Origin of the sequence: Neobacillus mesonae (assembly GCF_023715155.1) — a bacterium.
Lineage (GTDB): Bacteria > Bacillota > Bacilli > Bacillales > Cytobacillaceae > Neobacillus > Neobacillus mesonae_A.
In genome coordinates this window covers 14,422-38,480 of record NZ_JAMBNQ010000008.1, presented here as the reverse complement: position 1 = coordinate 38,480, position 24,059 = coordinate 14,422, and the positions used below count along the sequence as shown (strand labels likewise).

Here is a 24,059-nt window from a genome sequence, read left to right as displayed (position 1 = left end):
CTCCCTCTCTATAAACCGTAAAAAAATACTGTTGTCCTTATCATTACTTTTGGTCATGATTTTTTCTATGTACGTTATTATAAACACTCCATTATAAAAAATCAAGTCCACCAGCCTGATAAAACAAGTTATTTCGACATTTTCCTTTTATGCCTTCCCTTCGATTGCACTGTCACCAAATTCTTCGCCTTTTAGCTTTCTTAGTGCCTGATATGATTTTATAATCACTCTTTCTTCAAAAATATTTTTAATTGTTCTTACCAATGGTGCATCGGCATTTTTTGTGTAGAGAAAAATCTTTGTCGGTGCCAATGACAAGAGTGGAGCAATCGAAGCAGAATCAATATAAACAGGATGATTCACCAAAAGCTTACGGTCAATCATCTTTGCTAATTCACTTCTTTTGATTTCAACATATTTTTCATCATAAAAAACAATGTCATCATCAAGCAAAAGATGCAGCAGGTTCATTTTCGGCTCACGGCCAGTCAAGAATTCCCGCAGCATGTGGACAAACATTTGATACTCCTGCTCCATTTTATATTCATCAATTGAAATCTCGACATAGTTTTCAAGCAGCTGCAAATAAGACCGCAGACGGAATTTCAAAAAGGAATCAAACGAAAATGAAACATTTTCATGAATGACATGACTAATTGCTTCATTGATCATCGGTTCCAGATTGGTTTCTTTTAAAAAAACAGCCAGATCCTCTCTTTGGCCATCAAGCACTGAATAAAGAATGTCAAGAATTTGCTGCTGTTCTTCAACATCCTCAAAATAATATTTATTCTTTAATATATCCTGCAGCCAATCATCTCGTTTTATATTTGTAATGAATTCATAAAAAGCATGTTTAACTTTTTCTAGTATGTGATTAATGCTAAAATAGTCATTTTCTATTTTTACTATATGTCGATCTTCAATAAGAAGAATATTTTTTTCATAGTCAGGATCACGATTTAACCATTTCTTTAGATGGTTATAAAACCTAATGGCATCCAGCCTATTTTGGAAGATGATTTCTACCAACCAAATCCCCCCTTCACACAAAATCTCTGTTTTTAATATATATGGGGAACTTGACCAATTTAGACTAGAAAAGCGAAAGCGCCCGTTTAGCAGCATATGGACTCGGAATGCTGACACATTTCCTTCGTGCAAAGCTAATGCTGTTGAAGCCCTCCTTATGGGCGCTTCGACTGAGTTAAAGGAATGAGCGTTACATCAATGATATGACTATCGCAGGGAAAAGAGAGAAGTATAGCTTCTGGGGCTGAACAAAAGCAAAAAAAAGGACTGCCAAAATCTCCGGCAATCCTTATCATTTGTCTATTCACAATTTATCCTCGGCGGTTAGGTCCATCAACCAAGACTGGATCACTTATGGCACGAATCCTCTCCATCAATCTGCGTGCCTTTAACTTCTCCTCTTCGCCCCGCTGGCTATGGGCTAAGTGGTGCTCCAATCCCTGCAAATCAAAATTGGAGGTAAAAAAGGTCGGAAGATTTTCAAGCATTCGAAACTGCAGGATAGGTCCTAATAACTCATCCCTGGTCCAGCTTGAAACTGCCTCTGCTCCAATATCATCCAGCATTAAAACAGGTTCCTTCTTTAACGCCTCAATTTTATCATTTAATGTTGAATCAGCAATAGAACTTTTCAATTCTCTAAATAATTCTGGAACATACACAATCATTGATGAAACTTGTTTTTTAGCTAACTTATTAGCTATCGCTCCTAATAAATAGGATTTTCCGACACCGAATTTCCCATAAAAATACAAACCCTTTGCCCGTTGCCCTTGTTCATAATGTAATAAGAAGGCAGCAGCTTTTTGAACTGCATCAATCCGGTCAGCATCCTGCTCAAAATCTTCAAATGTAGCAGCAAGGATATCCTTCGGAACATATAGACTTTTAATTAGCTTTTCATTCTTTCTTTTTTCATCATCCATGACTTTTCGCGGACAGCGGTCATAACGGATATCAATAGAGTTTCTTGTTAAAACCAATTCAGGGTGATACCCCTTCATCATATTGATACAGCACTCAAGATTTTCACATTTACTGCATTCCTTGCTTTGGTTAATATATTCATATAATTTATTCAAGCTTTTCTCAATCATTTCTGAATGAACTTTATCTTGATTTTCTTTTATAAAAGCTTGAACGTCGGGATTTGTAAGAATTTCTTGACGCATTTTTTCATACCGTTTTTGAAAATTTTCATTTGAAGCTAACCGTTTCAATGTCTGATTTATATTCTCCATATAATCACCGCCTAATCATCAAATGCTTTAAGCATTTCTTCTATTTCACGTTTCTTAGCCTCCAGGTCAGGGCTGGCTGGCTTTTCCTGTTTTTTCTGCTGATTAGCTTGAGGTTCATCAAACCAATCCGGCAAAAGTTCAGTCCTTGTCGGCTTTTGTTTTGTTCCTTTACCACCGGACTTTTTGTTCTCGGCCCAGCTAAGATAGGTTCGATATTCTTTCTTTGCCATTTCCATTGCATCTTTCACCGTTTTAATTTGCAGCCTTGCCCAGTGGCTGGCAATCTTTTCAACATATCCTTTTGTCAGCTTCATTTCATTTCGAAGCATCACAAAATGGAGTAAAACATTAATTACACCTGGCAAAAGTTTCTGTTTAAACATCACATCTTCTATGATTTGAATATCCGATTTTGAAGGCTCAGCCCCTCCGGAAACATCTTTTAAAAACTGTAATGGCGAAGTAGTTTCCAAATATCGAATTAATTTCTCTTCTTTGGTTTTTGGCTCTGAAACCTGTACTTGATGTATTAAAGGCTGCGTACGTTCAACCAAGTTTGGCAGCTGATCATAATTGACAAATTGATACCAATCTCTCGCACCTTTTCGTAATTCCTCAATATCTATTTCACTTGATTCATTAACTGCACTTAAAACGATATTCTTCATTTGAATCGGGTCAATACCATAAAGAAAAGCAAGATTACTGATAACCTCTTTTACCTTTGGTGTTAATGCTTTTTGGGGCACAAGAGTTTCATTCAAACCCGCTGCCAATAAGTTGAAATCAAAGGATTGAGTATCGATTTGGATTTCTTTAGCCTCATGCCTCCCTACGAACCGCTCATTTTCCTCAGGGGCTAAATCAGCGGACACGTCTTGAAGATAATGGAGGCTTCCTGGGGTTTCCGAAGAAAATACGTCCTGAAAGGCCTTCGTAATTTCAGTGAATTCCTTTTCTGTCGGAATCTGCTGATCAGTAAAAAAGCGTTTTAAACGGGCAAAATGATTTTTTCCTATTTTTCGATAGAGATAAATATTTAACATACCATCTAAAAAAAACTGCTCAGGAGTAAGCGGTGGAAATAGTTCATAAATAAAAGACCGTTCTCCATCCTCCACATTCACATACGTTTTTAACAAACCAATACCTTCCAGCTTTAACCTTGCTTCATAAATTTGCTTTAAATTCATTCCTAACAGATTCATCAATAAATGGTGGGTAGAAGATTCTCCCCAAAGTCTATTCTCCTCAAGCTCAGCCCAAAGTGTCATATATAAGCTGAAACAAGTTGATCCAATTAAGGGCTGGTATAAAAACGTCAGTATTTTGCGGTCATAATCATGGAGCAGCCCATTTGCCGATACAATATAACGATCAATCGGAAGAATTTCCTGCCAATGCTGCACCATAAAATTTCACCTTCATATCCGTATTCTTTTTTAGTAGAATCATTAGTATAAAAAAAGAGCCAAAGCCCGCTTTAGCCCCCTATTATTTCTCTTTTTTTATTAGTTCTTTCAATTCTTCAATAAAAACATTGATATCTTTAAATTGGCGATAAACAGAAGCAAAACGAACATATGCCACTTCATCAACATGGGCGAGCCGATCCATGACCATTTCGCCAATATCTTCACTTTTTATTTCAGAAATCCCTTGACTGCGAAGCTCCTTTTCAACCCCATGCGTAATATCTTCCAATTCCTTCAGGGCAACCGGCCGTTTTTCACAGGCCTTAATTAAACCTCTTAATATTTTATCACGGCTGAACTCTTCCCTTGTGCCTTCCTTCTTTACCACTATGAGGGGAATCTCTTCTATCTTCTCAAAAGTAGTAAATCGGTAGCCGCATTCTTCGCATTCCCGTCTCCTTCTCGTTGCTCGTCCTTCATCAACCGGTCGAGAATCCAGTACACGTGTACCATAGTGCTGACATGAAGGGCATTTCATTGTTTAATCAACTCCAACTCTTAACTACGCTAAAGTGAACTTCAGTCAGTAAAGGTTTACTGCCCAAAAATGGGGTAATCCCTGACAAAATCCGATAGTTTTCTTAATCTTATCTTATAAAAAAGTCAGCGTTTGGACAAGTAGAAGTGTTTATTTAATTTCTTTTTATCCCTGTTCAACCGGATAGTAAGTGTTTCACGTACCAACAAAGCGGAAACTTTGCTTTAAAAATTACTTTATCCCAATATTCGTATGTATTTGGTTTATCTTATTAAAATAAGAATTGAGGCGTTTTTTTAATTCGGGAAATGTTCCTAATATCGAAAACTTCTCCGAGGATATAGAAAAATTAACAGCAGTTTCCATTGGTTCTACCGAAACGATTATCGCGGTAAGAGAACAGGAGAATGGTTTATTAATTTCAACAGAAATTTCTCCACGCACTTTTGAAATAGTGGTAATTTGGCAATCTGCATCATCTGTAAATATTTTTTCAACCGAATCAAACACTTGTTCAAAATCAGCTTTATAGTAATGTGTTTTTAAGCTTGAGTCGCTTTGAGAATCAGATGTCTTTATTTCTTTTTTATAACGGGTAAATAAACCGACCAATAAAGCCATATATAAGCCTCCTGAATATCATTTGTCTTAGTATAAATCATTGGTCTTAAAAATATAAAAGGAGATGTAAACAAGTACACCTCCTTTCGTATTATTTATTAAGCGGCTGTCAGCCTGCTGTAACACGGGACATTTTAGCCATCTCTGCTGCTACGTAAAGACATAAATCTACCACACGTGCAGAGTAGCCCCATTCATTATCATACCAAGCAAGCACCTTCACTTTTCTCGTGCGCATGACCATTGTAGACAATCCATCAATTGTAGCAGAGTGATTATTTGTATTAAAATCAATGGATACAAGAGGCTCCATCGTAAAATCTAAAATACCTTTTAATGGGCCATCTGCAGCTTCAATAAACGCATTATTCACATCATCAATCGTAACATCTGTATTTAAATCAACCACTAAATCTACAAGTGAAACGTTTGGTGTTGGCACGCGAAGCGCCATCCCATGCAATTTCCCTTTCAATTGCGGAAGTACCAGTGCTAATGCTTTTGCTGCACCTGTTGTTGTCGGGATGATAGATTGTCCACATCCTCTTGCTCTTCGTAAATCCTTATGTGGATTATCAATATTCTTTTGGTCATTTGTATAGGCATGAACAGTCGTCATAAGACCGCTTTCAATTCCAAACTTCTCATCAAGCACTTTTGCAACTGGTGCAAGGCAGTTTGTTGTGCAAGATGCATTGGAGATGACATCATGCTTTTCTAAATTAAGTACTTCTTCATTTACACCCATAACAATTGTGACATCTTCATTTTTACCAGGTGCAGTTAGAATAACCTTTTTAGCCCCAGCTTCTAAATGCAGTGCAGCTTTTTCCCGTGCATTAAATTTCCCAGTAGCTTCTATAACAATATCAATGTCCAATTCCTTCCAAGGAAGCTGCTCCGGATTACGATTATTTAAAAGTTTAACTCTTTTTCCATTAACAAGTAATTCATCATCTAACGGAATTACTTCCCCTTGAAATGCCCCATGATTTGAATCATACTTAATTAAATGCGCTAATGTCTCTGCTGGATAGCTTGCATTAACTGCAACTACCTCTAATTTATGATTAAGGATTGCTTGTCTAAAAACCATCCTTCCAATTCTTCCAAAACCATTAATCGCAACTCTCGCCTTCATTGTACGGCCCCTTCCGTATTAGTGTTATACTTTTTATCTTTATAAGTTGTTATTAGTATAACACATTTAGAATTAATTGTGATGAATAAAAAGTTTATTTTTTAATAATTTTTTCATGTTATTTTCCTTGCTTACTATAAAAAAAAAAGGAACCATTTTAGGCTCCTTCCTTGAAGTTTTGTACTTATTCTTTATGAATTCCCCAATCAGCCAGTATCTTCATAAGCTGATTCTTGGTCTTATCCACTGATCCATTATTATCGATAACAGCATCGGCAAGACTTACCTTTTCGGATAAAGGCATTTGGGATTGCATCCTTGCTTTGGCATCACTTACGGATAGGCTGTTTCTTTCCATTAAGCGTTTTAATTGTATTTCCTCATTTACATAAACAAGGATGGTTTTATCTGCCATATAGGTAAGTTTGCTTTCAAATAATAATGGGATATCCAGTATAATGACATCTTCCCTGTTCTGCTTTGCTTGTTCAATCTTGTTATTCATTCTACTTCTTACGTCAGGATGAACAATTTGATTCAGCAGCTTTCTTTTGTCCTCTTGATGGAAAATGATTGACCCAAGCTTGGGTCTGTCGATTTCTTCATTCTCCAATAAAATGTCGCTTCCGAATTCTTCAATAATTTTATAATATGCCGGCTCGCCCTTTTGAACAGCAAGGCGTGATTCAACATCTGCATCAATGACCGTTATATTCATTTCCTTCAACATATTAGAAACTGTACTTTTTCCACTGGCTATTCCGCCTGTTAAACCGACGATTAATGTCATACTATTTCCCTTTCTACCTTTTAAATTTTCCATATTCCAATAATAATTAATAAAATTCCCGGCAGGAATGTCAGTCTCTGCACCCATCCAAACCGATGTAAAAAGCGTCCGCTTCTGATGCCAAAGAGGACAAATAAGGAGCTCATAACAGCAACCGAAACCGCTAAATAAATTGGTGAGTAGCCTAACATCGCAGCTCCAATCCCGGCACCGAAAGAATCCAAGGATAGGGCTAACCCCAGCATTAGAGCCTCAATTCCAGTTATCGTTCCGGATTGGTCGAAATCCGCAGACATCGGCTTCTTTAATATGTTAACAGCCAAACCCAGGGAACGAATTTCAAAGTTCACAATTGTTTTTTCCTGGTTTAGAATCTCCTTTTCCTTTTCCGGACGAAAAAATTGATATAACACCCATGCTCCTAATCCTATGAGAATAATGCCTCCAAGGCTGGCTGTTACTTTTTCCGAAAGCATCTTTTCAAGCCCATGTCCAATTGATACGGCTATTAATAAAGAAAGAGCCGAGCATGTCGCAATAATCATAACGGATTTTAGCGGCATAACCATTTTTCTTAAGCCATAGGTAAAACCAACACTAAAGCTGTCAAGACTTAGAGCAAAGGCTAAAATGAGAAGTGAGATGAATTGACTCATGTTGTCTAGGACCCCTTCCTCCAAAATCACTACGATAGTATATGGCAGGAGCCTATCCGGTGTGTTTTAATTCATCCACTTCTTTTATATGGTCATATCAGAAATTAAAATATTTTCACCTTGAGAATTGTCCAGTTCAAGGGACTTCGGAACAAGCTGTTTACTTAGGAAACACTTACGCTTTTCTAAATTCATCGAATCCTTTGGCAGTTAGGACAGTAATGTGTACCTCTGCCCCCGACCGTTGTTTTTACTAGGGGGCGTCCGCATTTTTTACATTCTTCTCCTTTACGTCCGTATACATAAAGTTCTAGCTGAAACATGCCGATTTCACCTTGGGAGTTAACATAAGAACGGATTGTACTGCCGCCCATTTTAACCGCTTCCGATAAGGTCGCAACAATTTCATCATGAAGCAAAGCAATTTCCTTTCGTTTAAGTGAACTTGCCAGCCTTTCAGGATGGATACCGGCACGGAAAAGAGCTTCATCCACATAAATATTTCCTAAACCGACAAGCAGTTTTTGATCCAGCAATGCAGGCTTAATCTTTCGATTTGTCTTCTTTAGCTTAGTTTGCAGATATTTCACAGTAAATTCATCCGAAAATGGCTCCGGACCAAGGCCGGAAAGAGGCGGCTGATTAAATTCAACCCCCTTAAGGTATAAATGCATGGTTCCAAATTTACGTACATCACGATACCTTAATTCGGTCTCATCAGAAAAATAAAAGATAACATGTGTATGTTTATCAAAAGGTTCGTTCTTTGGATAAAGCCCATATCTCCCTTCCATTCTTAAATGGGAGATAAGGGCATATTGATTCGTATAAATGATTAAAAATTTTCCTCTTCTTCCGACATCAACAATCGTTTCACCTTTTAGGGCATCGATAAATTGTTCAATCTCTAAAGGATATTTGATGATTTTCGGCCAGAAGACGGTGACATTCTCAATTGTTTTATGAAGTACAAGATTTTTTAATGTTTTTCGTACCGTCTCAACTTCTGGTAACTCTGGCATTGCCTATAACCCCTTTACTTTGCATCAAACCATGTTGGACCATAAGCATAATCCACTTTTAATGGTACATCTAATTCAATTGCATTTTCCATTACTAAAGGAACCAATTCCTTCAGTATTTCGACCTCGTCCTCAGGTACCTCAAAGATTAATTCATCATGTACCTGCAGAAGCAAGCGTGAATTAAGGCCTTTATCTTTTAATGCTTCATCCATATCGATCATTGCTTTTTTTATTATATCTGCGGCACTGCCCTGGATAGGCGTATTCATCGCAGTCCGTTCTGCAAAACTTCTTAAATTGAAATTTCTGCTTGTGATTTCTGGAATATAACGTCTTCTTTGCAGCAATGTGGATACATAGCCCTTTTCTTTTGCAGAATGAATAATATCGTCCATATATTCTTTTACACCTGGGTAGCTGTTAAGATAGCGCTCAATAAATTGGCCTGCCTCTTTTCTCGATATCCCTAGGTTCTGCGAAAGGCCATAGTCGCTGATTCCATAAACTATTCCAAAGTTAACAGCTTTAGCCTGCCTTCTCATATTGGAAGTTACCTCATCCCTGTTAACATGAAATACCTCCATCGCTGTTTTGGTATGAATATCCATATCATCTTTAAATGCTTGAATCAGCTTTTTATCCCCGGCAATGTGAGCAAGAACGCGCAGTTCAATCTGCGAATAATCGGCGGAGAATATCACCCAGCCTTTTTCTGACGGAACAAAGGCCTGACGAATTTTCCGGCCTTCCTCTAATCGAATAGGAATATTCTGAAGGTTTGGGTCAACGGAACTTAATCGCCCTGTTGCAGTTAACGTTTGCTGAAAGCGTGTATGAACCTTTTCATTTTTTGGATTGATTACTTTAAGCAGCCCCTCAATATAAGTAGATTGCAGCTTACTTAATTGTCTATAGAGGAGAATATTTTCTACTATTTCATGATGAGGTGCTAATTTTTCTAATACATCAGCGGAAGTAGAGTAACCTGTTTTCGTTTTCTTCAATGAAGGGAGATTTAATTTTTCAAACAAAATAATTCCCAATTGCTTTGGAGAATTAATATTAAATTTTTCTCCAGCTAATTCGCATATTTTTTCTTCTATTTCATTCAGCCGCTGCCCAAGCTCCCTTCCCATGGATTCAAGACGGCTCCGTTCTACCTTAATCCCGCAAGATTCCATATCAGCTAGAATCAATGCTAAAGGCATCTCGAGATCAATAAATAATTCGTACTGTTCGTTTCGTTTTAATTCATCTTCAAGCTTACCCTTTAACTTTGACATGGCTGTTGCTTTTCTTACAAGATGCTCGGCTAGTAATGGAGTATCGGGAACTTTTTGCTTTGCACCTTTTCCATAAAAAGATTCATCTGATTGGACATTCGGAATATCATATTTTTTAGCAATAGCAGCCAAATCTTCCTGTGAATCGGAGGGGTTGATTATGTATGAAGCAATTAAAATATCAAAGTCTGTTCCTTTTAAATGGATATCGAATCTTCGTAAAGAAACCTCTGACCTTTTTACATCATATACAGTTTTTTTTCTTCCTTCATCCTCTGCCCAACTTTTAAAAGCTTCAGAATTTAGTGCAAGATCAACCGGCAGATAGAAGGCTCCCTTCTCATTAACGATAGAAAAACCAATGATATCAGCATAATGGTAATTATCATCGAGCATTTCGACATAGAAACAGCTGTCTTCTGTGAATAAATCATTGGTAATTTCATCCGGAATAGTGAATTCAATGTCTTCAAATTGATCAGGGCTAATATCTTGAACAGTTTCACCCAGCTTGTCCAATAACGAGGAAAAACCAAGGTCTTTAAATATTTTAATCACTTTGTCCCTTTCAAAACCGTCATAGCCAATTTCCGCAATGTTTACTTCAACGGGTGCATGGCGTTCAATTGTCGCCAGTTCTTTGCTCATAAGTGCCTGATTAGTATACTCAGAAAGTTTTTCTTTTAGCTTTTTCCCGCTTACCTGGTCAAGTGAATCAATTAACTTTTCTACTGTAGAAAATTCTTTTAACAATTTGATTGCTGTTTTTTCACCCACACCGGGAACGCCTGGTATATTATCTGAGGTATCCCCCATTAATCCTTTCATATCAATAATTTGCTCAGGCGTAAGACCATACTTTTCATTAATGTGTTCGGGCGTATATTCCTCAATATCTGTAATCCCTTTTCTTGTAATTCCAACAGTTGTTGTCTTTGATGACAGCTGTGTTAAGTCTTTGTCACCAGAAATCACTTTTACTTCATATCCATCTGTTTCAGCCTTTAATGAAAGAGTACCAATGATATCATCCGCTTCATAATTTTCAAGTTCATACCTCGAGATGCCATATGCATCAAGCAATTCACGAATATATGGAAATTGTTCGGATAATTCCGGCGGTGTCTTTTGTCTGCCTCCCTTATATTCTTCAAAGGTTTTATGACGGAATGTGGTCTTCCCTGCATCAAATGCCACAAGTATATGGGTTGGCTTTTCATCCTCCAGGATTTTCATTAACATCATTGTAAAGCCATAAACGGCATTGGTATGAATCCCCTTTTCATTGTTTAGCAAGGGGAGAGCAAAAAAGGCCCGATAAGCAATGCTGTTGCCATCTATCAGCACTAGTTTTTTCTTTTCCATTGATTTCACCTTCCAATACCTAACTATTTTTTCAATTCAATAATAAACTCGCTTCCTTTTCCTACATCACTTTTCACAATTATATTTCCATGATGTGACTCGATTAAATGCTTCACAATTGCAAGGCCAAGTCCTGTCCCGCCGGAGTTTCGGCTTCGCGCACGGTCTACCCGGTAAAAGCGTTCAAAAATCCGCGGAATTTCTTCTTTCTCTATTCCGACTCCAGAGTCTATTACATGGACCCGGACATTCTTAACATCGTCTTTCAGGATAATCTTCACATTACCCTCTTCTGGCGTATAGTTAATGGAATTGCTTACAAGGTTAATAAACACTTGTTTTAAACGGTCAAGATCACCGCTAACCAAGAGTTGATCAGGTAAGCTGTTATATTCAAGCTGAATATGTTTGGCTTCGGCTTTTCCTGCAAGTAAGGAAACAACTTCCTTCAACAGTTTATTAATATCAACTTGTTGTATATTTAGTTGAAATCCTTGCTGTTCTATTTTTGAAAGCTCTAATAAATCTTGAATCAAAGATTGAAGACGATCGCTTTCTTTTAAGATAATGGAAAGAAATGCTTCTAATGTTTCTGGATTATTCATTGCCCCATCCATTAAAGTTTCCGCAAATCCTTTAATGGAGGTAACCGGCGTTTTTAACTCATGCGATACATTTGCAACAAAGTCCTTACGCATTTGTTCAAGTTTTTTTATTTCGGTTATATCGTGAAATACTAGTAATACACCTTTCCAAACATTACTAGATCCAATAATTGGAATACCATAAACGTCAAAATACCTTCTCTCAATATGCAAAGGAATTAACAATTGACTTCTGACCTTTTGTTCAGTCCGAAATACTTCCGCAACGATGTGGCATATATCATTTTGTTCAATTACTTCATAATAAAGCTTATTTAAAAAATCACCTGGATTCACATGAAAAATATCAATATAGCCTTTATTGATTAAGTTGATATATCCACGGCTGTCAATAAGAATTAATCCTGCGCCAATATTTTCAATTAATACGCTTAAACGATCCTGCTGCATTTCCTGATTTTTTACAAGATCCTGCAGATTTTTTGCAAGCCTGTTAATAGATGTCCCCAGCATTCCAATTTCATCCAATGAATGGGTAAAAGTTCTTGCCCGATAATTCCCTTTCGCCAATTCGATGGCCACATTCGTCGCCTCTTCAATGGGTTTAGTATATCTGGTGGTAATTCGTATACCAAGATATATAATTACAACAAGTGCCATGCCAAGACTGATTGATAAAATCCACCATATTTGACCATATGCGTGGTTGAGCTCATTCGTTTTGGTACTTAAGAAAATGTACCCTTCATTTTGTCCATTTCTTGTCAGCGGCTTCCAATAATAATGAAGATCATAACCATCGCCTTCTTCAAATCGATCCTCTTGCTGTGTCTTTTTCTTAATAACCTCTTGAATAATTTTCTTCAGTCTGCTGGAATTATGGTCGCTTATTTCACCACTATCAAAAATAAAATCTCCTTTGGTGTCTGTAATCGTTGTTCTGACATTTAATAAATCACTAAACTTTAACAAATCTACTTTATTAAATGAAGAAATACCGCCATTTTCTTCAATGTAAATACCCAGAAGATTTTTTTCAATGATTAGTCGTTCATTAAAGGATTGTAAGTAATAGCTTTTAAATAGCTGACCAAGCAAAATCCCTAAACCAATTAATACTGAGATAATTAACGTAATTAGGGCAATTAGAAGTTTTGTCCGAAATTTGGTCATTCCTCTTTTGGCCCCTCCAATTTATAGCCAAGCCCGCGGACAGTTTTAATATAGACCGGCTTTCTGGTATCTTTTTCAACTTTTTCCCGCAAATGAGAGATATGTACATCCACAATTCTAGTATCTCCAGCAAAGTCATAGTTCCAAACAGCACTCAGCAATTGATCACGAGTCAGTACACGTCCTTTATTTTGCGCAAGATATAGAAGTAATTCAAATTCTTTTAAAGTTAATTCCAAAAGATCTCCCTGAAAAAAAGCTTCGTATTTTTCCGGATAAATTTTCAAACTTCCAATCTCAATGGCCACATCTTCGTCAACTGCCTCTTCAGCAGGTTCAATAGGTACCTGTGATCGTCTTAATATAGCTTTTACCCGTGCAATGACTTCCCGTGGACTAAACGGTTTCACCATGTAATCATCCGCACCAAGCTCAAGGCCTAATATTTTATCGAACTCATCTTCCTTGGCGGTTAACATTAAAATAGGTATCATAATTTTCTCCTGTCTTAGCTGCTTGCATACTTCCATACCATCTAATTGAGGCAGCATAAGATCTAAAATGATTATATTCGGTGATTCCTGTTCTGCCAGTCGTTTCCCTTCTTCACCATCCATCGCTGTAATGACCTCGAACCCAGCCTGTTCCAAATTATATTGAAGCAATGTTACAATTGACTGTTCATCATCGACTACAAGTACCTTTGTTTTCATGATTACCCCCGCTTTTCCATGATATATACGTCTCCATTATAATATAAATTTAATAGGATTACTTGCATACTACTATTTTTCAGCATAATAAAAGGAATGTGGAAGCACATTCCTTTTCTCTCATTTTAAGTTTTAAATTTACTGAGTATAAAAAATTCGGGTAAAGACAGAATGCACCTTCACCCGAAACAAAGTTTGCTTTATACTAATACATTCATAACATTTCGAACGGATTCAACGGATTTGTCTAATGCAGCTTTTTCATCTGCAGTTAATTCAAGTTCAATCACTTTTTCAATTCCATTTGCTCCAAGGATTGTCGGAACGCCCAGGTAAATGCCTTGATAACCATATTCACCTTCAAGATAAGCAATGGAAGGTAATACCCGGCGCTGGTCTTTTAAAATGGCTTCACACATTTCAACTAAAGAAGCTGCGGGTGCATAGTAAGCACTTCCATTACCAAGCAGGTTAACTATTTCTCCGCCGCCTTTTCTTGTTCGTTCAACAATTGCTTCTAAACGATCTTTCGAAATTAATGTTTCCAAAGGAATACCGCCTGCATAGGAATAACGTACGAGAGGAACCATATCATCGCCATGACCACCAAGAACAAACCCGGTTATATCTTTAACCGAAAGATTCAATTCTTGTGCAACAAATGTCCGGAATCGGGCGGTGTCAAGAACACCAGATTGGCCGATGACGCGGTTTTTAGGGAATCCGGACTCTTTGAAGACAGTATAAGTCATAGCGTCAACAGGGTTGGTTAATACAAGGATTGTACAATTTGGAGAGTATTTTACAATTTCCTGTGTTACTGCTTTCATCACCTTTTGGTTAGTTTGAACTAAATCATCACGGCTCATGCCTGGTTTACGGGCAATACCAGCAGTAATCACAACAATATCAGAGTCTTTTGTGTCCTCATAGTTAGAAGTACCGATAATATTTGCATCAAAACCTTGAACAGGGCTTGCTTCGAGCATATCTAAAGCTTTTCCCTTCGTGGGATTTTCCATCTGCGGAATATCAACTAAAACAACGTCTCCCAGCTCCTTTTGCGCTAGCAAAAATGCTGTGGTTGCTCCAGTGAATCCTCCCCCAACAACAGAAACTTTTTTGCGTTTTAAAGATGACATAATAATTATCCCTTCTTCCAATTTAAAATATGTAGAATAAGGGCTGTTGAATAACAGCCCTCTTATTCTATATGATTACGGAAAAATTATTCCATATTCTTAATTAATTCATCACCAAACTCAGAAGTTTTAACTTCTGTTGCCCCATCCATCAAACGGGCAAAGTCATAAGTTACTACTTTAGATGCGATTGATTTCTCTACTGATTTAACAATCATGTTAGCTGCTTCATTCCATCCTAAGTGTTCAAGCATTAACACACCTGAAAGAATTACTGATGAAGGATTAACCTTATCTAGTCCTGCATATTTAGGTGCAGTACCATGTGTAGCTTCAAAAATAGCATGTCCTGTTTCATAGTTGATGTTAGCACCTGGGGCAATACCGATACCGCCAACTTGAGCTGCTAATGCATCTGAAATATAGTCTCCGTTTAAGTTCATTGTCGCAACAACATCAAACTCACGTGGACGAGTTAAAATTTGTTGTAAGAAGATATCGGCGATTGCATCCTTCACAATGATTTTACCTGCTGCTTCTGCATCAGCCTGTGCCTTATTAGCCGCATCTGTACCTTGTTCGGCTTTAATACGGTCATATTGAGCCCAAGTAAATACCTTATCACCAAATTCTTTTTCCGCAAGCTCATAGCCCCAGTTTTTAAAGGCACCTTCTGTGAACTTCATGATATTTCCTTTATGAACAAGTGTTAATGATTTACGTCCTTCTTTAATTGTGTAATTAAGAGCAGCACGTACAAGACGTTTTGTACCTTCTTCAGAAACCGGCTTAATACCAATACCAGAAGTTTCAGGGAAGCGGATTTTATTTACGCCCATTTCTTTTTGCAGGAAATTAAGAACTTTCTTAACAGCATCTGATCCTTTTTCATATTCAATACCCGCATAAATATCTTCAGTATTTTCACGGAAGATAACCATGTCAGTATCCTGCGGGCGCTTAACAGGAGAAGGAACACCTTCAAACCATCTTACCGGACGAAGGCAGACAAACAAGTCTAATTCTTGACGTAAAGCAACGTTCAAAGAACGAATCCCTCCGCCTACAGGAGTGGTTAGAGGTCCTTTAATGGCAATTAAGTATTCTCTGATTACATCAAGAGTTTCTTGTGGAAGCCATTCACCAGTTTTATTAAAAGCTTTTTCGCCGGCTAATACTTCTTTCCATACTAATTTGCGTTCCCCTTTATAAGCCTTTTCAACAGCCGCATCCAAAACTCTAGAAGCAGCAGCCCAGATATCAGGACCAGTACCGTCCCCCTCGATAAATGGGATGATTGGATTGTTTGGTACATTTAATACTCCATCTTTAACTAAGATTTTTTCGCCTTGCATGTTGTGTCTCCCTTCTGCTTATGTAAAAAGCCTTAAAATAGATGTGTATACTGAGCCTAAGGTTAGAGGTTTCTCCCCTAACCTTAGACTTTCATCTCTATTGAATCAATTTTTCTGAAAAAAGTAAAACAAAAAATGTTAATTTCTTTGTTCAATTGGAACATATTTTTGCATTCCAGGACCCGTGTATTCTGCACGAGGGCGGATTAGGCGGTTATTTGCATACTGTTCAAGAATATGAGCAAGCCATCCAGACACACGGCTTACAGCAAAAATAGGCGTGAACAAATCATGATCAATACCTAAGCTGTGGTAAACAGATGCTGAATAGAAATCCACATTTGGCGGTAATTTCTTTTCACCTGTAACAATTTCCTCAATATTAACAGACATATCATACCAGAATGGTTCACCTGTAAGTTCTGTTAATTTCTTAGACATTGCTTTTAAATGCTTGGCTCGAGGATCGCCTTGACGGTACACTCTGTGGCCAAAGCCCATAATCTTCTCTTTTCTCTCCAGTTTGCCGCGAATATATGGTTCAACATTTTCTAGTGTGCCAATTTCGGTCAGCATTTTCATAACTGCTTCATTAGCTCCGCCATGAAGAGGTCCTTTCAATGCTCCAATTGCAGCAGTAATGCCAGAATAAACATCAGATAACGTTGCCACACAGACACGTGCTGTAAATGTAGATGCATTCAATTCATGATCAGCGTGAAGAACAAGTGCCTTATTCATTGCTTCAACAGCGATTGGCTGCGGCTCTTTGCCAGTTAACATGTAAAGGAAGTTCGCAGCAAAGCTTAAATCATTTCTAGGTGCAACTGGTTCAAGACCTTTTCTTACGCGAGCAAAAGTTGCAACGATGGACGGCAGTTTAGCCTGCAGTCTAATTGCTTTACGGTAATTAGCCTCTGGTTCCATCACGTCTGCTTCTTCATCATATAAACCTAATAATGAAACAGCTGAGCGTAATGCTGCCATTGGATGCACTTTTTTAATAGGATACATATTAAAATGCTCAATTACTTCTTGTGGAAGTGCTGCATTTTCAGCAAGCTGCTGCTTCAATTCAGCCAATTCTTCAGCATTGGGCAGTTTAAGATGCCATAGCAGATAAATAACTTCTTCAAAACTAGCGTTTTCAGCTAAATCATCAATATTATAGCCTACATATGTAAGCGTGTCATCGATAATTGAACTGATAGAGGAAGTTGTTGCCACTACTCCTTCAAGACCGCGTGTTACTGTCATAATAATTCTCTCCTTCGCTTTCTAAATTTCCCCATTACCCATATTTTATTTAAAAAATGGTTTACCGAAGCTTTTAAACTGCTTCGATTGTTTTGGATGAATGACTTTACAAGTATTCCATCTCTTTTAGTCCCTTCGGCTCATATACTTAACAGCTGAGCGATTGCTCGGGAAAAGAACATATAATTGCATGCCTATCATTCACAACTAAAAGTTATTTCACAAGTAATTACCATTATAAAATGGTTTATGTAGAAAGGATACGCTTACAAGCTTATTATAAACAATAATCAGATTTTTGTGAATGGTAAGGAATCCAAATTGCAAAAAAATATTTTGCCATACCTGTATGTTAATTATTTTACCATAATAAATGAAATAAGTAGATATGTTAATCTTTTTATTTTAATTTTGAAACTTTCTTCTAATTAAATCGTATATCTTACTACTTTAAAATCAAATCTTGGAAAATTATGCAGAACCGCTAAATAAATGGTAAAATATGAATTAGTTTTTCTTCCCTAGGAGGTTTTACTTTGAATGTAAAATACCTGTACCGAACCTTACGTTTTCTCGTGGTTATTGGTGTTGTTGTATTAGGTTTTTTGGCACTTTTTCAATTATCCAAAGTAACATACCCATTTATTATTGCCATTGTCATAGCCTTTATGATTAACCCGCTGGTTAATTTCTTTGAAAAAAAAGCTAGAATGCCGCGTGCACTTGCGGTAGTCGTTGCACTGATTATTTTAATTGCAGTTTTTGCTGGATTGGTAACATTATTGGTAGCTGAAGTTGTTTCTGGTGCGAACTATTTGGCAAAAGTTGTCCCCGAACATCTTGACACTTTGATCAATTATTTGGAGACCTATTTTACGGCTCAAATTATTCCGCTATATAATCAATTAGCATCTATGTTTAACCAGCTTGGGACCGGACAGCAGGATACGATTATTACGAATATCCAAAATGTAGGAAAAACGATCGGTTCTACCGTTGGGGATTTCATAAAAAATCTGTTTGGAAATATTCCAACTTTCTTTTCATGGATTCCTAATGCAGCAACCGTACTTATTTTTTCATTATTGGCTACTTTTTTTATCAGCAAAGACTGGAAAAGACTGTCTGCAATGGGAGGCAGGCTTCTTCCAAAAAAAGCGCAAGCAAGCAGCAGAACCGTTTTCCTTGATTTAAAAAAGGCATTATTTGGATTTGTCAAAGCACAGCTTACCCTTATTTCAATTACGACAGTCATTATTTTAATTGGTTTACTGATTCTCAGGGTTGATTATGCCATTACCATCGCCTTACTAACGGGAATTGTCGATATAATCCCTTATCTCGGTACTGGAGCAGTATTTGTTCCATGGATTATTTATGAAGCAATTGGTGGAGATATGGGGCTGGCGATTGGCTTAGGAATTCTCTATATTGTTGTTTTGGTACAAAGACAAATTATGGAACCAAAAATTTTATCTTCCAGCATTGGTTTAGACCCCTTAGCGACTCTTATCGCTTTATTCGTTGGTTTTAAATTATTTGGTTTTTTAGGATTAATCATTGGTCCGGTTACATTAGTGATTATTAATACCCTTTACCGTGCTAAAGTATTCCATGACTTATGGACGTTTATCAAAGGGAAAGAAGTATAAAAAGACGTCAGCCTCGCTGACGTCTTTTTTATTATAATACATTAGCGTGACCGTTATAAACAAAGCCTCTTGCCGCATCAACGGTTACTTCCTGGCCCTCTTTAAATAAGTTCAGGGCATCTTCTACTCCTACAATTACCGGAATGCCTAAGTTTAATCCAACAACAGCTCCATGACTGGTTAACCCGCCTTCTTGGGTAATGAGGGCTGCACATTTCTCAAGAGCCGGCATCATTTCACGATCTGAGCCGATAGTAACTAGAATGGAACCTGACTTAACTTTTGCCAAAGCTTCCTCTGCATTATGGGCAAGAACTACTTTTCCAAAAGCAGATTTCCGGCCGATTCCTTGAGCTTTTGCAATAATATCACCTACAACATGAATTTTCATCAAATTTGTTGTCCCCGCTTCTCCAACAGGTACACCTGCAGTGATGACTACTAAATCTCCACGTTTTACGATTCCGCTTTTCAGGCTTTCTTCAACCGCACTTTCAAGCATTTCATCTGTCGTTGTTGCAAATGCCCCTAGCTGTGGATAAACACCCCAAACAAGGGATAAACGACGGCAGACTGTTTCATTAGCTGTTACAGCCACGATAGATGCTTTAGGACGATACTTAGAGATCATTCTGGCTGTATGACCACTTTCTGTCGGAGTTATGATTGATTTAACCTCTAGATTTAATGCTGTATGCGCTACAGATAGCCCAATCGCATCCGTGACATTATGTTCCATACATTTACTGCGCTGGGATAGAATTTCCCTATGATCTAACGCCTGTTCAGCTCGTGAAGCAATATTGTGCATCGTTTGAACAGCTTCTACAGGATAATTCCCCGCAGCTGTTTCGCCCGAAAGCATGATTGCATCCGTTCCGTCAAAAATCGCATTTGCTACATCGCTTGCTTCAGCGCGTGTAGGCCGAGGGTTCCTCTGCATTGAATCAAGCATTTGGGTAGCTGTAATAACCGGTTTTCCTAATGCATTACATTTCTTAATAAGCATTTTTTGCACAAGAGGCACTTCTTCAGCTGGGATTTCAACGCCTAAATCCCCACGGGCTACCATAAGTCCATCTGAAACTTCAAGGATTTCATCAATATTGTCTACTCCCTCTTGGTTTTCAATCTTTGGAATGATGTGGATATAGGTTGCATTATTTTCTTCCAGAAGCTTACGGATTTCAAGAACATCTTTTGCTCTGCGGACAAAGGAAGCAGCAATAAAGTCAATCCCCTGTTCAATACCAAATAAGATATCATTCGTATCCTTTTCAGTAATACCTGGCAGATTTACCGAAACTCCTGGCACATTTACACCTTTTTTATCTTTCAATGTACCGCTATTTAAAATTTTTGTTTGAATCTCTTTTGCATTTTGATCAATTTCTACCACTTCAAGCCCAATCAATCCATCATCAAGCAGGATCCTTGAGCCAACATGGATATCATCAATTAATCCTGGGTATGTAACGGAAAATTTATTTACAGTTCCTTCGACCTCATTCATAGAAATCGTAATATTTTCTCCAGCTTTGAGCTCTATTGCACCGTTCTGCATATTATTTGTACGAATTTCAGGGCCCTTTGTATCAAGTAAAATCGCTATGGTTTTTCCTGTCTTTTTTGCTGCTTCACGAATATTTTTGATTCTCATACCATGTTCATCGTAATTACCATGTGAGAAATTTAACCGTGCGACATTCATGCCAGCATCCATTAATTGTTCCAGTTTTTCAATACTCTCACTTGCGGGGCCAATCGTACAAACAATTTTTGTTTTTCGCAACATTCTTTTTCCTCCTAGTTAAAACGGTCATTATACAAACGAAAAAAGTTAAATTGATAATTCTTTCGAAAGTTTATAGAGATTAAGATCTAATTTATGTTTTTTATTCTCCAGCGCCTCAACAATGTCATAATCTACCAGCTCATTATTTTCGATTCCTACAGCCCTGCCGCCTTTACCTTCAATTAGAAGTTCAACCGCTTTGGCACCTAATCTGCTTGCAAGTACTCTATCAGCAGCAGTAGGAGAGCCACCGCGTTGAATATGTCCCAATACTGATACTCTCGTTTCCAGATTAGCTGCTTTCTGCAGTTCATCAGCAAATTTAACGCCGCTGCAGACTCCTTCGGCTACAATAATAATACTATGCTTTTTACCGCGTTCTTGCCCTTTAAGAAGTCTTTCAGTAATTTCATTTATATCATAGTTTTCCTCAGGAATTAATATGGTTTCTGCACCGCCAGCAAGTCCTGCACATAATGCTATATCTCCTGCATCACGCCCCATAACTTCAATAATAAATGTTCTTTCATGGGAGGTTGCAGTATCTCTGATTTTGTCTACAGCATCAATTACTGTATTTAGTGCAGTATCAAATCCAATTGTTACATCTGTTCCCGGAATATCATTATCAATTGTTCCTGGAACACCAATACAAGGGTAACCTTGTTCAGTTAAGGCCTTGGCTCCTTGATATGATCCATCACCGCCAATAACAACAAGTCCTTCTATCCCACGTGCACGCAGTTGTTCAATTCCTTTTTGCTGCCCCTCTTTCGTTTTAAATTCAGGGCATCGCGCGGAATGGAGCATAGTTCCGCCGCGATGGATAATGTCACCTACTGAACCCAATCCAAGCTTTTCAATTTCTCCAGAAATTAATCCTGCGTATCCGCCATAAATCCCATATACCTCTATATCATGATAAATAGCCTTCCGGACAACAGCCCGAATTGCCGGATTCATTCCAGGAGAATCTCCTCCACTCGTCAGTACACCTATTTTTTTCATGGTTTTTCACCTCAAAATTTAATTAAAAAATATGTAAATCTTTTCACTAAAAACTGGGTTATGAACATATGTCTCATCATGATTTTAATCTTTTTTTATTATTAACATAAGACACTTGAATATTAATAAAATAACATGAAGGAAATGGGTTAACAACATTATCAAACTGGAATCTGAAATTCACGGAATAATCGATTAATTGCAATCGTTTTATACATCTATGTAATCGTTTTTTTGTGAACATTTTTTAACGTCTTGAAATGAAAGAAAAAAGATGCACCCAAATGAGTACATCTTAATTCACCCCGACATAATCATTGATAAAATCAAACTCACCAATCATTCTGAATCGATTGTATCGGTCATCAATTAACTCTTCCGGAGTAAACTTCAATAGTTCTTTTAAGGCATCTAGAATAGTCTTCTCAATTGCTTCAGCCTGCTTTTTAACATCCTTATGAGCTCCGCCTTTAATTTCAGGTATGATTTCATCAATAATTCCTAATTCTTTTAAGTCAGGAGCAGTAATTTTCATTGTTTCAGCAGCGCGTTTTGCCTGTGCTGCGTCCTTCCATAAAATTGCAGCAGCCCCTTCAGGAGAAATAACTGAATAGGTTGAGTTCTCCAGCATATAAATTCGGTTTCCGACTCCAAGGCCGAGTGCACCGCCGCTTCCGCCTTCACCAATCACAATACAAATGACAGGAACCTTTAAACCAGCCATTTCAAATAAGTTGCGGGCAATTGCTTCACTTTGTCCCCGCTCTTCTGCTGCTTTTCCAGGATAGGCCCCTTTGGTATCAATAAAACTGATAATTGGCCGATTAAATTTATCAGCCTGCTCCATCAGTCTTAATGCCTTCCTATATCCTTCAGGATGTGGCATGCCAAAGTTTCTGCGAATATTTTCCTTCGTGTCTTTTCCTCTTTGATGTCCAATTACAGTAACAGGCAATCCCTTAAATTTAGCAATCCCGCCTACAATTGCCTCGTCATCACCAAAAACACGATCACCATGACATTCAAAGAAATCTTCAAATAGGTATGAAATATAGTCAAGTGTCGTCGGACGATTGGGATGTCTAGCAATTTGTACACGATCCCATGGTTTGATATTTTCATATATGTCCTGCTCAAGTCTAACTAATCTTGTCTCTAATTTACTTATTTCGGAACTTAAATCCACATCAGTATTTTGAGTGAATTCTTTCAATTCTGCTATCTTTTTTCTTAATTCTATTAACGGACGTTCAAATTCTAATTCTCCAACCAATTGATTTCACCTCCAGGCTGATGCATTTCAAGGATACTGGCAATTTTCTCTGATAACTCCAAGCGTGAAATAATGGCATCTAATTGACCATGCTTTAAAAGAAATTCTGCTGTTTGAAAATCCTCAGGAAGCTTTTCACGAATCGACTGTTCGATCACCCTCCGTCCGGCAAAACCAATGAGAGCCTGCGGCTCTGCAAAATTATAGTCTCCTAAAGATGCAAAGCTTGCAGACACTCCTCCTGTAGTTGGATGTGTCATTATAGATATAATTAATCCCCCATGGCTCGAAAACTTTTTCAACGCCACACTAGTTTTCGCCATTTGCATTAAACTAATAGCACCCTCTTGCATTCTCGCGCCGCCAGAGGCAGTAAAAATAATAAATGGCACATTAAGCTCATCTGCTTTTTCAATTGCTAATGTTATTTTCTCACCAACAACTGAACCCATACTTCCCATACGGAATGAAGCGTCCATAATAGCCACGACCGCTTTACAGCCGCCTATAGTTCCTATCCCCGTTACTACTGCTTCATTTAACTTACTTTTTTGCCGGTCCTTTTCAATCTTTTCTAGATATCCTGGGAATCCAAGCGGATTCTTTGAAATCATATTATCGTTTATTTCCTCAAAACTTCCTTCGTCGATAAAGCTTTCAATCCGCTCACCGGCATTCATTTGAAAATGGTACTGGCAATGTAAGCATACCTTATGATTTTTTAATAATTCCTTTGTATACATAATTTTCTTACATGATGGGCATTTAGACATAATTCCTTCGGGAACATCATGTTTCGCAGCTTCCGTTGGAATGGTCGCATATTTTTTCTTTTTGGTCTGATTTTTTGTAAAAAGATCTTTTAACGCCAAGTTTGAATCCTCCCTTGTATAACCCTGCCAGATGAAAAGCTCCCTATTAAATCTATTCAGCAGTCTTTCTATCTGACGTAAATCTCATACATTGCAGATGACCGAAA

The 24,059-nt window shown here is 37.7% G+C and carries 20 protein-coding genes and 1 other annotated feature (1 of these 21 running past the window's edge); of the genes, 1 reads left to right on the top strand and 19 read right to left on the bottom strand.

The features are described 5' to 3' along the window. Positions 1-53, bottom strand: a binding site (T-box leader) (it extends 192 nt beyond the left edge of the window). Between the two features lie 94 nt (positions 54-147). The 15 genes from ytxC to citZ form a co-directional block, all read right to left on the bottom strand. Further along, positions 148-1,032, bottom strand: a complete 885-nt coding sequence (gene ytxC / locus M3183_RS09520) for a putative sporulation protein YtxC (protein WP_251468873.1) — start codon at positions 1,030-1,032, stop codon at positions 148-150. Between the two features lie 311 nt (positions 1,033-1,343). Then, on the bottom strand, positions 1,344-2,273 hold the full coding sequence (dnaI, locus tag M3183_RS09515) for a primosomal protein DnaI (protein ID WP_251468871.1): 930 nt from the start codon (positions 2,271-2,273) through the stop codon (positions 1,344-1,346). An 11-nt stretch (positions 2,274-2,284) separates the two neighbouring features. Then, complete coding sequence (locus tag M3183_RS09510; protein ID WP_251468869.1) at positions 2,285-3,685, bottom strand: replication initiation and membrane attachment family protein; 1,401 nt, start codon at positions 3,683-3,685, stop codon at positions 2,285-2,287. An 82-nt stretch (positions 3,686-3,767) separates the two neighbouring features. Next, positions 3,768-4,226, bottom strand: coding sequence for a transcriptional regulator NrdR (gene nrdR, locus M3183_RS09505; protein ID WP_251468867.1), 459 nt, complete (start codon positions 4,224-4,226; stop codon positions 3,768-3,770). 231 nt (positions 4,227-4,457) lie between these two features. Then, positions 4,458-4,847 carry a hypothetical protein gene (locus M3183_RS09500; RefSeq protein ID WP_251468864.1) on the bottom strand — a complete coding sequence of 130 codons (390 nt, stop codon included), beginning with the start codon at positions 4,845-4,847 and terminating at the stop codon, positions 4,458-4,460. Between the two features lie 109 nt (positions 4,848-4,956). Then, positions 4,957-5,988, bottom strand: coding sequence for a glyceraldehyde-3-phosphate dehydrogenase (locus M3183_RS09495; protein ID WP_251468862.1), 1,032 nt, complete (start codon positions 5,986-5,988; stop codon positions 4,957-4,959). Positions 5,989-6,172: 184 nt separating this feature from the next. Then, a complete protein-coding gene (gene coaE / locus M3183_RS09490; RefSeq protein WP_251468860.1) occupies positions 6,173-6,778 on the bottom strand; it encodes a dephospho-CoA kinase in 606 nt (201 codons plus the stop codon). Between the two features lie 20 nt (positions 6,779-6,798). Then, positions 6,799-7,434, bottom strand: a complete 636-nt coding sequence (ytaF, locus tag M3183_RS09485; protein ID WP_251468858.1) for a sporulation membrane protein YtaF — start codon at positions 7,432-7,434, stop codon at positions 6,799-6,801. Between the two features lie 191 nt (positions 7,435-7,625). Continuing rightward, positions 7,626-8,456, bottom strand: a complete 831-nt coding sequence (mutM, locus tag M3183_RS09480; protein ID WP_251468856.1) for a DNA-formamidopyrimidine glycosylase — start codon at positions 8,454-8,456, stop codon at positions 7,626-7,628. Positions 8,457-8,470: 14 nt separating this feature from the next. Then, positions 8,471-11,107, bottom strand: a complete 2,637-nt coding sequence (gene polA, locus M3183_RS09475) for a DNA polymerase I (protein WP_251468854.1) — start codon at positions 11,105-11,107, stop codon at positions 8,471-8,473. 23 nt (positions 11,108-11,130) lie between these two features. Beyond that, positions 11,131-12,885 carry a two-component system histidine kinase PnpS gene (gene pnpS, locus M3183_RS09470; RefSeq protein WP_251468852.1) on the bottom strand — a complete coding sequence of 585 codons (1,755 nt, stop codon included), beginning with the start codon at positions 12,883-12,885 and terminating at the stop codon, positions 11,131-11,133. Next, positions 12,882-13,598 carry a response regulator transcription factor gene (locus M3183_RS09465; RefSeq protein ID WP_251468850.1) on the bottom strand — a complete coding sequence of 239 codons (717 nt, stop codon included), beginning with the start codon at positions 13,596-13,598 and terminating at the stop codon, positions 12,882-12,884. Before M3183_RS09465 ends, pnpS begins: the two co-directional genes overlap by 4 nt. A 200-nt stretch (positions 13,599-13,798) precedes the next feature. Then, positions 13,799-14,740 (bottom strand): malate dehydrogenase, encoded by a 942-nt coding sequence (mdh, locus tag M3183_RS09460; protein ID WP_251468848.1) that lies wholly within the window; start codon positions 14,738-14,740, stop codon positions 13,799-13,801. Between the two features lie 86 nt (positions 14,741-14,826). After that, positions 14,827-16,095 (bottom strand): NADP-dependent isocitrate dehydrogenase, encoded by a 1,269-nt coding sequence (gene icd / locus M3183_RS09455; RefSeq protein WP_251468846.1) that lies wholly within the window; start codon positions 16,093-16,095, stop codon positions 14,827-14,829. Positions 16,096-16,233: 138 nt separating this feature from the next. Continuing rightward, a complete protein-coding gene (citZ, locus tag M3183_RS09450) occupies positions 16,234-17,352 on the bottom strand; it encodes a citrate synthase (protein ID WP_251468844.1) in 1,119 nt (372 codons plus the stop codon). A gap of 536 nt (positions 17,353-17,888) precedes the next feature. Between citZ and ytvI the strand changes: the two genes are divergently transcribed. Beyond that, entirely contained in the window at positions 17,889-19,004 is a 1,116-nt protein-coding gene (ytvI, locus tag M3183_RS09445; protein WP_251468842.1) for a sporulation integral membrane protein YtvI, read from the top strand. A gap of 31 nt (positions 19,005-19,035) precedes the next feature. On the opposite strand, the gene pyk is transcribed toward ytvI, so the two are convergent. The 4 genes from pyk to accD all read right to left on the bottom strand — a co-directional run bounded on the left by pyk (position 19,036) and on the right by accD (position 23,952). Next, positions 19,036-20,796, bottom strand: a complete 1,761-nt coding sequence (gene pyk / locus M3183_RS09440; protein ID WP_251469131.1) for a pyruvate kinase — start codon at positions 20,794-20,796, stop codon at positions 19,036-19,038. Positions 20,797-20,844: 48 nt separating this feature from the next. After that, entirely contained in the window at positions 20,845-21,807 is a 963-nt protein-coding gene (gene pfkA / locus M3183_RS09435; protein WP_251468840.1) for a 6-phosphofructokinase, read from the bottom strand. A 295-nt stretch (positions 21,808-22,102) separates the two neighbouring features. Further along, on the bottom strand, positions 22,103-23,080 hold the full coding sequence (accA, locus tag M3183_RS09430) for an acetyl-CoA carboxylase carboxyl transferase subunit alpha (RefSeq protein ID WP_251468838.1): 978 nt from the start codon (positions 23,078-23,080) through the stop codon (positions 22,103-22,105). Next, positions 23,065-23,952 (bottom strand): acetyl-CoA carboxylase, carboxyltransferase subunit beta, encoded by an 888-nt coding sequence (accD, locus tag M3183_RS09425; protein ID WP_251468836.1) that lies wholly within the window; start codon positions 23,950-23,952, stop codon positions 23,065-23,067. The genes accA and accD overlap by 16 nt, the downstream gene beginning before the upstream one ends. Positions 23,953-24,059: the final 107 nt, after the last annotated feature.

Coding starts and splice junctions, on each gene's coding strand:
- coaE (WP_251468860.1), bottom strand. CDS start 6,778: ATGACATTAATCGTCGGTTTAACAGGCGGAATAGCCAGTGGAAAAAGT.
- M3183_RS09510 (WP_251468869.1), bottom strand. CDS start 3,685: ATGGTGCAGCATTGGCAGGAAATTCTTCCGATTGATCGTTATATTGTA.
- ytaF (WP_251468858.1), bottom strand. CDS start 7,434: ATGAGTCAATTCATCTCACTTCTCATTTTAGCCTTTGCTCTAAGTCTT.
- nrdR (WP_251468867.1), bottom strand. CDS start 4,226: ATGAAATGCCCTTCATGTCAGCACTATGGTACACGTGTACTGGATTCT.
- M3183_RS09500 (WP_251468864.1), bottom strand. CDS start 4,847: ATGGCTTTATTGGTCGGTTTATTTACCCGTTATAAAAAAGAAATAAAG.
- M3183_RS09495 (WP_251468862.1), bottom strand. CDS start 5,988: ATGAAGGCGAGAGTTGCGATTAATGGTTTTGGAAGAATTGGAAGGATG.
- M3183_RS09465 (WP_251468850.1), bottom strand. CDS start 13,598: ATGAAAACAAAGGTACTTGTAGTCGATGATGAACAGTCAATTGTAACA.
- pfkA (WP_251468840.1), bottom strand. CDS start 21,807: ATGAAAAAAATAGGTGTACTGACGAGTGGAGGAGATTCTCCTGGAATG.
- citZ (WP_251468844.1), bottom strand. CDS start 17,352: ATGACAGTAACACGCGGTCTTGAAGGAGTAGTGGCAACAACTTCCTCT.
- pnpS (WP_251468852.1), bottom strand. CDS start 12,885: ATGACCAAATTTCGGACAAAACTTCTAATTGCCCTAATTACGTTAATT.
- polA (WP_251468854.1), bottom strand. CDS start 11,107: ATGGAAAAGAAAAAACTAGTGCTGATAGATGGCAACAGCATTGCTTAT.
- icd (WP_251468846.1), bottom strand. CDS start 16,095: ATGCAAGGCGAAAAAATCTTAGTTAAAGATGGAGTATTAAATGTACCA.
- mdh (WP_251468848.1), bottom strand. CDS start 14,740: ATGTCATCTTTAAAACGCAAAAAAGTTTCTGTTGTTGGGGGAGGATTC.
- mutM (WP_251468856.1), bottom strand. CDS start 8,456: ATGCCAGAGTTACCAGAAGTTGAGACGGTACGAAAAACATTAAAAAAT.
- dnaI (WP_251468871.1), bottom strand. CDS start 2,273: ATGGAGAATATAAATCAGACATTGAAACGGTTAGCTTCAAATGAAAAT.